Here is a 12,749-nt window from a genome sequence, read left to right as displayed (position 1 = left end):
AGGCTTGTCTTTACCCGTAGGCTCTTTTTTATTTATTTGCGGTTCTTTATCTGCAGGCTTGTCTTTACCCGTAGGCTCTTTTTTATTTATTTGCGGTTCTTTATCTGCAGGCTTGTCTTTACCCGTAGGCTCTTTTTTATTTATTTGCGGTTCTTTATCTGCAGGCTTGTCTTTACCCGTAGGCTCTTTTTTATTTATTTGCGGTTCTTTATCTGCAGGCTTGTTTTTACCCGTAGGCTCTTTTTTATTTATTTGCGGTTCTTTATCTGCAGGCTTGTTTTTACCCGTAGGCTCTTTTTTATTTATTTGCGGTTCTTTATCTGCAGGCTTGTCTTTACCCGTAGGCTCTTTTTTATTTATTTGCGGTTCTTTATCTGCAGGCTTGTTTTTACCCGTAGGCTCTTTTTTATTTATTTGCGGTTCTTTATCTGCGGGCTTGTTTTTACCCGTAGGCTCTTTTTTATTTATTTGCGGTTCTTTATCTGCAGGCTTGTTTTTACCCGTAGGCTCTTTTTTATTTATTTGCGGTTCTTTATCTGCGGGCTTGTCTTTACCCGTAGGCTCTTTTTTATTTATTTGTGATTCTTTATCTGCAGGCTTGTCTTTACCCGTAGGCTCTTTTTTATTTATTTGCGGTTCTTTATCTGCAGGCTTGTCTTTACCCGTAGGCTCTTTTTTATTTATTTGCGGTTCTTTATCTGCAGGCTTGTCTTTACCCGTAGGCTCTTTTTTATTTATTTGCGGTTCTTTATCTGCAGGCTTGTCTTTACCCGTAGGCTCTTTTTTATTTATTTGCGGTTCTTTATCTGCAGGCTTGTCTTTACCCGTAGACTCTTTTTTATTTATTTGCGGTTCTTTATCTGCAGGCTTGTCTTTACCCGTAGGCTCTTTTTTATTTATTTGCGGTTCTTTATCTGCAGGCTTGTCTTTACCCGTAGGCTCTTTTTTTATTTATTTGCGGTTCTTTATCTGCAGGCTTGTCTTTACCCGTAGACTCTTTTTTATTTATTTGCGGTTCTTTATCTGCAGGCTTGTCTTTACCCGTAGGCTCTTTTTTATTTATTTGCGGTTCTTTATCTGCAGGCTTGTCTTTACCCGTAGGCTCTTTTTTATTTATTTGCGGTTCTTTATCTGCAGGCTTGTCTTTACCCGTAGGCTCTTTTTTATTTATTTGCGGTTCTTTATCTGCAGGCTTGTCTTTACCCGTAGGCTCTTTTTTTATTTATTTGCGGTTCTTTATCTGCAGGCTTGTCTTTACCCGTAGACTCTTTTTTATTTATTTGCGGTTCTTTATCTGCAGGCTTGTCTTTACCCGTAGGCTCTTTTTTATTTATTTGCGGTTCTTTATCTGCAGGCTTGTCTTTACCCGTAGGCTCTTTTTTATTTATTTGCGGTTCTTTATCTGCAGGCTTGTCTTTACCCGTAGGCTCTTTTTTATTTATTTGCGGTTCTTTATCTGCAGGCTTGTCTTTACCCGTAGGCTCTTTTTTATTTATTTGCGGTTCTTTGTTTCCATGATCTTGTTGCTGTCCTATGGCAATGTGTTCACTTCTGTTTTTGAGACTTTTGTCAAGTTTTTCAAGAGCGGCTTTTTTATTTCTTAAAAGATCAATCATGTGGAGAATAGAATTTTTTTTTTCACTTTCATATCTTAGTGTAATAAATTGCGAATAATCATGGATTGCCATACTGTATGAATCCCATGCATTTTTATAATCTTTTTCCTTAAAATTAATTTTTCCTTGTTCAACATAAGAATTTGCTCTGTTAAGAAGTGCTTTGTCATAATTGGGCATATTTTTAACTGAATTGGAATAATATTTGATTGCTAGATTATAATAACCTTCACCTCGTTTAAACATTATGTTTCCCAGTTCAAAATATAACTTGTAATCAATATCCCCTCCTATTGCAATTCCATCAAGCAGAGCCCCCTCTGCTTCTGTTAGTTGATTATTTTCTCTATAAGCTATTGCTAAAAAATAATATCCGTTTTGTACTTTTGGGTATTTTTGAATAGCTTCACTGAGGATTTTTATTGCTTGTAGATAATTTTTATTTTTTATCTCTTCTTGTCCAATTTTAATTAATCTTTGAGAGTATGCCAAATTTGCATTAAGTAGTAAAATAAGCAAGATGATCAAATTTTTAAGCGATAATAAACATTTCTTCATATCTTTTATAAGTACTATTTTATTACTTTCAAGCAAATATTTCTATATTTCATAGTGTTTTAAAATCAAATTTATTTTGTTCTTTAGTGAAAAGTGTAATGAATTTTATTATTTCTTCTTTTTGTTTGGGTGAGATTGTTTGTTCTTCTTTGAGTGCATCTGGTTTGTAATAACAAATAATATAACATATGGCAGGTAGTAGTTTTTCAGTTTTAAATTCTTCTAATTTAAATAGCAGTTCTAGTTTAATATTTTTATGTAATATCTTAAATACCCTTGTTCTTAAAATTAATGATTGGATGAAAATGTATGATTTACGATAATTTAACCTGTTAGAACTTGTTTTTTGCATTTTTATTATTTCTTGAGGTATTGTGATTTTATCTTCATCAAGGTGTATCATTATTTCTGATATGAATTCAAAATGTTTTTTATCAATATTTGGATAAAAGGATAGGAAATATACAAATATTTGATTTTGAATTTCAAAATTTTTGCTCTTAAAAAAGTTTTTTATATCTTTTGAGAATTTTGTTTTAGTATCTTTGTCCGCATAGATGTAAAATGCAATCCATCCGTATGTATCTATTTTTGTCGTATTGTTTTTTATGTAATTTATTACATTTTGTAGAAATATTTTTTTTATGTATTTATTTTGAAATATTTTTGAACTTTCATATGGGTTGAAATTCATCTTTTCAAAAGATACAAAGAAATCTTCTGCTTTAAATTTTGCTATGATCATATTTTCTATATTTGCATTTAGGTTTAGCAGTTTATGTGTTTTAATATATTCAATTGCAAATATAAAATCTTTCCATTTATTTGGTACTTTGTCTTTAAAAAACCATTCTAGGTATTGTTTTATTGCGGTTTTTTCAAGTGAAAATAAATAAGTTTTTAAAGTATTTTGAAAATCGTTTGGGGTATATTTTGTAAATTCACTGAAAAAGTAATTAAAATTAGAATTTTTATTTGATCCTTTGTAAAAGATTTCATTAAGACTTAAAGTTTTGATTGTTTGTAAGTATTTTAAAATCTCGTCGTACTTTAAGGTTAAAACTTCGTCTATTATGTATCTATAGTTTTTTGTTAAAATTTTATTGAAAAGTGATTTGGATAGACACCCTACTGGCCAGTAGATTAAAATAAGTAATTTTTTTAGCTTGATTACTCTACTTTGTTTTTTTCTTAAGCTTGATTTAAATAATCTTTGAAATGATTGATTGTATTTTATTATGTATCTAATTTTTTCCTTGTTCCTATGTTTTACGGCTATTAGTATATCTATTGTTGGTTCTAGATTTGCTATTTTTAAGTTACTAGAGAAATTTAATATTAATTGTTTATATAATTCTTTTTTTTCTTGTGTGTATTTGCTGTTATTTTGCATTTCAATTATTTTTAGAAAGTTGGTAGAGTTTAATTTATATGTTATTCCAGGTCTTTTGCTAATAAGATTTGTTTCTTTCTTTATTTGTAATAAATTTTTTTCCCTAATTATTGCTAGGATCCAGTTCTTTATTTTTTGATCCTGTGTTTCCTCATAATAATATTCTTCAAGTGTGATATTTATTTTATTTTTTTTAAGTTCATAATCTTGACTTATTTTGATAAGATCTTTAATTGCTTCTTCGTTGAGTTTGTATAGTTTTGATAAAATGCTGTATCTTAAAATTTTTTCTTCTATGTTTATATGTATGTATTTTTTTAATATGCTAAGAGCATCATAAAACTCTTGGCATTTTGTTGATATATTCATTTAGTCCTTAGTGAGTCTTTGATGATTTGTAGCAATTGATCATTGCGTTTTGCAATTTTGATTATTGCTTCTAAATAACCCCCAATATCACCTATATCAAGTCTTTCTCCTTCTATTTCTTTGTATAATACTTTGTTCTCAGACATGAGTTTTTTTAAAGCATAAATATGATGATATTCTCCTTTTTGATGAAGTTTAAACCCTTCTTCTAAAAATTTGAAAAATTCATGGGTATATAAGAATCTTCCAATAGATGCTTTATTGCTTGGTTCTTTTCCAATTTCTGGTTTTTCTACTATGTCTTTGACATGAATATTGTCTTTATTTAATTCTATTACTCCGTATCTGTTGATATCTTTGGGATTTTCAATGACAGATAATATGTTTTTTCCAGTTTTTTTATGCAATTCTATTAGTTGTGCTGTTAAGGGTGGGGATCCAACATGTAAATCATCAGGGTATGCAACTATTACACTTTCAGTTCCTATCCAGGGTTTTACCTGCAGTAAAGCATGACCTGTGCCCATCATTTCATTTTGCCTTATAAAGCTAATATTAATGTCTTTAAGTTTAATTTTTTTTAGCAAATCTTCTCTATATTTTTTAGCAAATTCAGTCTCAAGTTCAATTTCTCTATCAAAATAATTATCCAAAGCTCCCTTTCTTCTTGAGGTTATTATTAGTATTTCTTTGATTCCAGAACTAGTAAATTCTTCAATAATGTAATCGATTGACGGTTTGTTTAAAATTGGTAGCATTTCCTTTGGAATAGTTTTTGTAATGGGTAAGAATCTTGTTCCATACCCTGCTGCTAAGATAATACCTTTCATTTTTTGTCTCTCTTAAATAAAATTATATCAAAATTTAAATCATAAATATTTAATTTTTTTGAAAAATGATTTAGAATTTGTCCTTATGCATGTAAGTGCAGGTAAGTATAAGGGATGGAAGGTTGCTTTTCCTAAAATAGGTGGTGTGCGTCCTGTGATGGCTATTGTTAGGGAAGCATTCTTTTCTATTATTTTTAATCAGATTGTAGGATCAAGTTTTCTAGATGTGTTTGCAGGTACGGGAATAATGTCCCTTGAGGCTCTAAGTAGGGGAGCTAGTCTTGCCCATCTTGTTGATTATAATAAGTCTTCTAAAAGTGTTTTGATTAAGAATTTTGAGGTGGTAAGTGAACCTTATAAGTTTTGTTTCAAAAAGGCTGAATTGTTTCTTAAAAAAAGGGATCTGTATTATGACCTTATTTATCTTGATCCGCCTTTTGGTTATTCTTTTAAAGAAAATTTGCTTAAGATAATCTCAGAAAATGAAAGTTTAAATAAAGATGCAAAAATTATTATTCATTATCCTTCAAGGGAAAATCTGGACAGCAATATTTTAAGACTTTCTAAATATGATTCTAGAAAATATGGAGGCTCAAGGCTTGATTTTTTTAAAGTTAGTCCCTATGTGTAGGATTATTAATCTTGCATAGAAGTTAAGAGTTGAAATTCATCACTTTTAAGTTCTTCAATGTTGTGTCTTAATTCAAATTTATCAGTGTTTTTAAATGGACTCTTCTTAATGTCTCCATTTTGCCCCTTTATGATGATTTCTCTAGATTCAAGGTTTAGTAGTATATCTCCAATTTTATAGGATCTGTCCTTTTGTTTTATGATGGACACAATAGGCAAAATACCTGTTGTGTACTTCATAACGACTGCTTTAAATAGAGGTCCCTCGTAATCCTTTGTATATGCATCTACTATTGTTCCACAATCAAATGGTGCAAGTATTTTTAAAAAATTTTTTAGCATTTCTATGTCAAATTTTTTGTTTTTTAAATATTCTTCTGGTTTGTCTTTTGCCCAATAGTATTTTTCACTGTTTTTAATTAAAAATTCAATGGCCTCTAGGGGATTAACGGGTTCTTTGATTATTATTGGATTAACCATTTCATCATAAATATCTATTATGCAAAAAATCCTAATGAGTTCATGGGTAAATTTTTTTGTTGTTGTCTCTGCACGATTTTTGATGTTAAGATAGCTTTTTTGTCCATTTATTATCATTTTTGTAATAGCAGAAATATCCTCTCTTAATCTGAATAGATTTTTAGAAACATTAATACTTTTCTCTAAAATCTCTATTTTAGACATATATTGTTCTTTTGTGTCTTTGTTTTTAAGACTAATCTTTTCTCTTAATTTTTGTAATATTGTGGTATGCATGAGTCCAATTGGGTGTAATAATACTCCAAGTGCAGCTTGTAGTATTATGTCATTATCGTAGAAGAATTCTGTGAATTCTGTGTAGTTCGATTTGTCAATGAAAAATTTTAATGTTGATCGTGGAGCATCTTTTGCTGCCCTTTCTTTATTTAACTGGGCAATAGTTATTAAAAAGTAAATCGTAGTATCAATTGCATGTAGTAATATAGAGTCGCCTTCTGTTTTGACTTGCTCCCTGAAAAATTCATAATCTCTTCTGATTGAGTGTAGATATAGTTTTTGTATTGTTTTTATGTTATTAATATTGTCTTTGTCTATAATTTTTTGGAAATTAAAATAATCATATATTTTGAGTAATATTTTTTGAATAGATATTATTTTATGTTTTGGTAAAATCTTGAAACTGCCCTCAATTATTTCCTTGAAGTAAATAAGATCAGGTTCTCTTTCCATTAGCGTATTTAAATTAATTAATGTTTTCCTTCCAGCTATTATAAACATTTTATCTTTTTCTGAAAATGGTTTATAGATATCTTTTAAAGCTTCTATTAGTTCTTCTTTTAAAAAATTTATTTCATTGTTTAGAAGCTCTTCATTAACTGTATTTATTAGCTTTTCATGTGGAATATTTTCGTGATTATTTATTACTGGGATATGTGAAACATTGCCTTTATTTAAGAGCTCGATTATTTTTTCATTTACTCTTGTACTGAGCTTAGCTAAATTTCCAATCTTTGAAAAAATGATATCCTTTTCTGTTAAATCTTCTACTTTTTTTATTTCTTTGAGAATCATTAGGAGTCCTCTTAACGCTTTAAGTATTGTTGTCTAAGATAATTGGATTTGTGAGACAAAGATTTTATCCCATGCTTTACCAATTGAGATGCAGCTATACTTATTATATAATTTTTATATAGCCTCTTAACAGTTGAGACTTAAAGTTTATCTTTTCTCTTTTTAATTTTGGCTGCATTGTTATAGACAAAATTTTTTAACTTATATTGCCACCGAGGAGAATCGAACTCCTGACACAAGGATTTTCAGTCCTATGCTCTACCAACTGAGCTACAGTGGCTAGGTTTTCTTTTTAAGATCGTAATTTTTATTAACAAAAGTAATTCTTTCATAAACAAGGTTTTTTGTCAATAAAAATTATTTGTAATTTTTTGCATTAATCATTTTTTATTGGTTTTTTCTTTTATTAAGCATAGTGACTATTGTTTTTAGTTTTTAGAATATTATAATGAAGTGCATAAAGAATGATTTTTTATAGTAATAATTATTTCAATCTTTTACAATTTTTCACTAGAGTTTAGTATTGATGAAATTATCATTATTTTAAGTATTTATTAGAATGGGCTCAACAATATAATTAAATATTGGCCCATTCTTTGTAATTTACTTTTTGCTCATTTTAATGCGTTGTTCTTTAAATATTTATTCATTTAAGATTCTGTTTTAAATGAATTTTTCATATTAATTTTTTTATTTTTTATTATGTAAGTATTTAAAGAAATCCATATCTGTTGAGAATATTTTTCGTTTGTCTTTAAGAGTTGCTTTGTAACTCTCTAGTGCTTGCCAAAATTTGTAAAATTCAACATTTTTGCTATAGGCATTTGCATAAATTTTTGCAGCCTCATGGTCTCCTTCAGCTTTAATTTTGGCTGCTTCAGCTTTTGCTTCACTTAATAACTTTAACTTTTCTTTCTCAATGCTACCAAGAATTTCTGTTTTCTCGGCAATTCCTGTACTTCTTTGTTCTTCTGCAACTTGTTGCCTTTCTGAAATCATTCTATTATGTACAGAGTCAATTAAACTTGGATCATAACCTATTTTTCTAATCAGAACATCGACAATTTCAATTCCATTGTCTTTTGTATTTTGATTGGAAACTTCGATTATTTCATTTTCAATTATTTTACGACCCTTTGTGATCTTGTAAGTTGTATTATCTGTAGCGTCTTGTGGTGTTAAAATTCCATCAGATAGACGTTGAATTGGATCATTTGAACTTCTAATAATTTCAAGTAAAGGATACTTGGCAATAACACCTCTAACCGCAGGCTCAATAGCTGCATTGATTATTGTGGAAGCTCGGTTCATTGTTTTGATTGCTGTATAGAATTGATTAACATCTACAATTTTCCACCTAGCAGTTGTATCTATCCAGATTAATTGTTTTTCTTCTCCTCCTGTTGGAATTCTTTGAGGTTCTCCATCCCATCTAAGTATATTTTTGGGAAATATTTGTACATTTTCAATAAATGGGATTTTATATTTAAGTCCTGCCGTGTTTTCAGTTCTTTCAATTTTACCAAGTCTTGTAGTAATTGAAATTTCATTTTCTCTTAAAATATAGAGTGGTTGCATTATGGCTAACGATACTAATCCAAATGTTAATGTAAAAGCTAAAATCTTAGCTATAGAGAATAAAAATCTTAGTATGTATTTCATCTTACTTAACCTCCTTAAATGGAAGGAAATTATTTAAGTTTTTGTCAATTATTTCAATGTTGTCTCTGCTTTCAAGAATTTCCCTCATTGTTTCGTTATAGATTCTCTCTATTGTAATTTCTGGATCTTGGATGTATGCATTTAGAATTGCATTAAAGATAGCAGTATCAGCTAGTGCATTATTTATTCTGCTTTCTTTATATCCCTTAGCTTCTTCTAGCACTTTAAGTGCTTCTCCTCTAATTTTTGGGATAATTTGATTAAATTCTTTCCTTCCCTCATTAACAAATTTATTTTTATCTTGGATTGCAATATTAACATCTTCAAATGCCTCATAAACTTTTCCCTTTGGCGGCATAGCATTTCTGATTTGTACTTGCACAATATCAATTCCTAAATCATATGTTTTTATAATTTCATTCATAGAGGCTTTTACTCCTTCTGTAACACCAACCCTATTATCATTAATTATCTCAAAAATAGTATTGTCCCCAATTAATCTGTTCATTGATGATTTTGCAATATCTATTATGGTTTTTTCTGGATCTTCTACTTTAAACATGAAAGCATATGGATCGCTGATTTTATATTGTACTAGCCATTCAACTTTAATTATATTCAAGTCACCAGTAATAATTATTCCTTCATTTTCATCCAAATTAGCTTCTATATTATTGTTTGCATTAAAACCAAATTTAACTTCTTGTACGATCTTTACCGGTACAATTGCTTTTTCTTCAATTAATGGAATTTTTATATGTATTCCCGGTTCAAGTATTCTATTTAACTTGCCAAGACGCAGGACAATGGCTTCCTCAGATGGACCAACCACAAAAATATTTGCAATTGTTATTATTAATATAATTACTAGTATAATTAAAATTATCATGTATTCATATGTTTTATTGAAAAATTTTAAGATGTTATTTAACATTTTTCCTCCTTTTTATTATTTATTTCCAAAAAATCATATATTTTTATTTTTAAGTCCTTTATGTTTTAATTTTTCTTAGGGCGTATTTTGTGTTTAAGTTGGACTTTAAGTAATACAAGATCATGTCCCAAGTATTTTTATTCATTTTTATTCCTTTTCAAATTTTTTAAATGTTATTTTTTTGATTTTGTGGTTCTGTATTTCCTCTATTAAATATTCCCCATGTTCTGTATTAACCTGTTCTCCGCTCGTGGGTATTTTATCAAGTAAATCCATGATGTATCCTCCAATTGTGTTTATGTAATCTTTATGTTGAATTTTTATTCCAACTGTTTCCTCAATCTCATCAAATGTGGTCTCGCCTGATATTAGGTAAATGTTTTCATCTTTTTTAGTAATAAGTTGTTTTTTTTCTTCGAAATCATATTCATCAAATATTGCACCAAAGATCTTCTCTACTATATCTTCTATTGTAAGTATTCCTGAAAATCCTCCATATTCGTCAATAACAATTGCCATTATTTTTTGTTTTTGTCTCATGATATCTAGTATATCTTTTATCCTCTTGTTTTGCTGTACAAAAACAGCAGGTTTTACAAATTTAATAATGTTTTTTTCAAGTTTTTTTTTACTTATTTCAATTAGGTCTTTGGTTATTAAAATTCCTATTATTTGTTCTCTATTTTGACCTTTGTATACGGGAATTCTGGAATATCCTTCTTTTTTAATTAATTTAATTTTATCTTTTAATTTTGATGCGCTTGATAGTGAGAATACTTCTGTTCGGTGTGTCATAACTTCAGAGGCTCTGACTTCTCCTATGTTTAACATTTTTTGCATGAATATTCTGTCGTCATTTTCTAATATTCCTAATTTTTCGGCTAAAAATAACATGTTTTTTATGCTATCTTTAGTCATTTTTTGACTTGATTTTATTTTGCATAGGCTTAGTAAAATTTTGACTATTCCATTAATTACGTATATTGCTGGTGTGAATATGATTGTTAATATCTTGAGTAAGATCGAGGTTGATAAAACTATGCTCTCGTTATTTAAAATCGCAACCTGTTTAGGAAATATTTCTGAGAATATAAGCACTATTATTGTTATGATTCCAGTTGATAATGCTAGTGCATTGTTTCCATATTTATCTAGAACAAATTTTGTTGTAAGGGCACTTGCTGCTATATTTGCAATATTATTCCCAATGAGAATTGTTGTTACGAGTTTTGATGGATCTTGGGCTAAGTTGTATACTACTGTTCCTAGCTTGCCTTTTTTCTTTATGTCTTGAAGTTGGATTAGGCTTAATGATGTGTAGGCTGTTTCTGATGCTGAAAAAATTGCCGATAGTATTATAAATGTTAATATGATTATTAATTCTAACATAATTATTATTTTAGTTTATCTTTAAATCATTTTCTTTAATTTTGTTTGTCTTTGGAAAAAAAATTATGCTGGCTTTTACTTAAGGCTTACAAGGCGCCGACCGGAATCGAACCGGCGAATCAAAGTTTTGCAGACTTTTCCCTTAGCCACTTGGGTACAGCGCCACGTTAAACATTAGTTAGTTTATTAAAAAATATTTAAATTGTAAACAGTCTCTTTTAATCTTTTGTGGTTTAGGTATTCTCTTTTTTTATTTTTCTATAAAAATAAGTTTGTTTTTTGTAGAATTTATGAGTATGAATAGAAAAATGCTTAATAATATTTTATCTAAGTTAGATAAGAATATGATAAAAGAAGTTAGAGGGTCTTGTGAGGTAGAAATATTGGGGCTTACATATGATTCAAGATGTGTTTTATCTCGTTTTGTATTTTTTGCTCTTCCAGGACTTCATTTTGATGGTCAAAAATTTATTGAGTCAGCAATTCAACAGGGTAGCAATGTTATTGTTCATACTAATGATATTGATTCCTATGATCCCAATGTAACATACATTAAAATTGATGCTTGTAATATAAAAAGATTTATGTCGAATTTCTCTCATATTTTTTATGATGAGCCTTCAAAAAAGCTGAAAATTATTGGCGTTACAGGAACTGATGGCAAGAGTTCTGTTTGTTTTTATATCTATACTCTATTAAAATCTATGGGCGTTAAGGTTGGTTTTATCTCAACGGTATTCTTTGAAGATGGAAGTGGAACTCTAGTTAAAAATCCTTATAGACAGTCAACCCCAGAGTCAACAGAAATTCATTTAGTTTTAAGTAAAATGGTAGAGAATAATGTTGAATATGCTATTGTTGAATCGACTTCGCATGGTCTTGATGCTAGGACATCAAGACTTATTGATATTTCGTACTCTGTTGCTGTTTTAACTAATATTAGCCATGAACATCTTGAATTTCATGGTACGATGCAGCATTATTTGAATGCTAAACTTAATCTTTTCTCTTCTGCAGATGCTAATGGTGGTTTTGGTATTGTCAATATGGATGATAATAATTTTTCTGTCTTTTTAAATGCTATTAATAGGGTTTATACGTATAGTTTAGAGAACAAAAATGCTGATTTTTTTGTAAGTAAGATTAACGAACAAATGGGTTTTATTGAGTTTGAATTTTATCATAAAGATGTTAAATATGATGCTAGAGTTAATTTGACTGGTAGTTTCAATGTCGAAAATGTTATGGCAGCTTTAATTGTTGTTAGTCAAGTTATGAATATTCATATTTCAGAACTTATTGAGAAGCTTGTAAATGTTGAGGGTCTTTGCGGACGAATGCAAGGTGTTGATTTTGGGCAGGATTTTTCTTTAATCATTGATTATGCACACACACCCGGAGCTTTTCTTAAAATTTTTCCTATGTTTAAGAGACTTGCAAAGAATAGATTAATTTCGGTTTTTGGTTCTGCTGGGGAGAGGGATACTTTTAAGAGAAAGTTGCAAGGAGAAATTGCTGATAGGTATTCAGATATAATAATACTTTGTGATGAAGATCCAAGAAGTGAGGATAGTATGCAAATAATTAGAGACATTGCAGAAGGAATTTCAGGAAAAACTTTAAATAAAGATTTATTTTTCATTCCTGATCGGAGAAGCGCAATTGAAAAGGCAGTAGATATTGCATATGCTGGTGATTTGGTAGTTACTCTTGGAAAGGGTCATGAAAGCTCAATAATATATGAGGATCGAAGTATTTTTTGGGATGAGCAAGCTGTCATTAAAGATATTATTTTAAATCTGAGAGATAGGGGTTGA

The 12,749-nt window shown here is 29.3% G+C and carries 8 protein-coding genes, 2 tRNA genes and 1 pseudogene; 2 read left to right on the top strand and 9 right to left on the bottom strand.

Annotation, left to right across the window (positions count from 1 at the left end; genetic code table 11):
- Window positions 1-1,523: 1,523 nt before the first annotated feature.
- The 3 genes and pseudogenes from bhDAH_RS01020 to bhDAH_RS01010 form a co-directional block, all read right to left on the bottom strand.
- Window positions 1,524-2,174: pseudogene (locus tag bhDAH_RS01020) on the bottom strand (tetratricopeptide repeat protein); the annotation flags it as partial.
- A gap of 49 nt (window positions 2,175-2,223) precedes the next feature.
- Window positions 2,224-3,936 carry a BB_0208 family protein gene (locus tag bhDAH_RS01015; protein ID WP_012421981.1) on the bottom strand — a complete coding sequence of 571 codons (1,713 nt, stop codon included), beginning with the start codon at window positions 3,934-3,936 and terminating at the stop codon, window positions 2,224-2,226.
- Window positions 3,933-4,766 (bottom strand): UTP--glucose-1-phosphate uridylyltransferase, encoded by an 834-nt coding sequence (locus bhDAH_RS01010; RefSeq protein ID WP_012421980.1) that lies wholly within the window; start codon window positions 4,764-4,766, stop codon window positions 3,933-3,935. Before bhDAH_RS01010 ends, bhDAH_RS01015 begins: the two co-directional genes overlap by 4 nt.
- Before the next feature lie 52 nt (window positions 4,767-4,818).
- Here bhDAH_RS01010 and rsmD point away from each other — a divergent pair, with 52 nt between their 5' ends.
- On the top strand, window positions 4,819-5,397 hold the full coding sequence (rsmD, locus tag bhDAH_RS01005; protein WP_076982453.1) for a 16S rRNA (guanine(966)-N(2))-methyltransferase RsmD: 579 nt from the start codon (window positions 4,819-4,821) through the stop codon (window positions 5,395-5,397).
- A 5-nt stretch (window positions 5,398-5,402) separates the two neighbouring features.
- On the opposite strand, the gene bhDAH_RS01000 is transcribed toward rsmD, so the two are convergent.
- From bhDAH_RS01000 to bhDAH_RS00975, 6 genes are all read right to left on the bottom strand, one after another.
- Window positions 5,403-6,947, bottom strand: a complete 1,545-nt coding sequence (locus tag bhDAH_RS01000; protein WP_012421978.1) for an HD-GYP domain-containing protein — start codon at window positions 6,945-6,947, stop codon at window positions 5,403-5,405.
- Window positions 6,948-7,154: 207 nt separating this feature from the next.
- Window positions 7,155-7,227, bottom strand: a tRNA-Phe gene (locus tag bhDAH_RS00995).
- A 410-nt stretch (window positions 7,228-7,637) separates the two neighbouring features.
- Complete coding sequence (hflC, locus tag bhDAH_RS00990; RefSeq protein WP_012421977.1) at window positions 7,638-8,609, bottom strand: protease modulator HflC; 972 nt, start codon at window positions 8,607-8,609, stop codon at window positions 7,638-7,640.
- A 1-nt stretch (window position 8,610) separates the two neighbouring features.
- Window positions 8,611-9,543: an FtsH protease activity modulator HflK gene (gene hflK, locus bhDAH_RS00985; RefSeq protein ID WP_012421976.1), complete on the bottom strand. Its 933-nt coding sequence runs from the start codon at window positions 9,541-9,543 to the stop codon at window positions 8,611-8,613.
- 147 nt (window positions 9,544-9,690) lie between these two features.
- Complete coding sequence (locus bhDAH_RS00980) at window positions 9,691-10,932, bottom strand: hemolysin family protein (RefSeq protein ID WP_012421975.1); 1,242 nt, start codon at window positions 10,930-10,932, stop codon at window positions 9,691-9,693.
- A gap of 91 nt (window positions 10,933-11,023) precedes the next feature.
- Window positions 11,024-11,096 (bottom strand) — tRNA-Cys (locus tag bhDAH_RS00975).
- 132 nt (window positions 11,097-11,228) lie between these two features.
- On the opposite strand from bhDAH_RS00975, the gene bhDAH_RS00970 reads away from it, so the two are divergent.
- Window positions 11,229-12,749, top strand: a complete 1,521-nt coding sequence (locus bhDAH_RS00970; protein WP_043924399.1) for a UDP-N-acetylmuramoyl-L-alanyl-D-glutamate--2,6-diaminopimelate ligase — start codon at window positions 11,229-11,231, stop codon at window positions 12,747-12,749.

Source organism: Borrelia hermsii DAH (assembly GCF_023035675.1).
In the GTDB taxonomy this organism is placed as follows: domain Bacteria; phylum Spirochaetota; class Spirochaetia; order Borreliales; family Borreliaceae; genus Borrelia; species Borrelia hermsii.
This window is presented reverse-complemented; position numbering and strand designations above follow the sequence as displayed.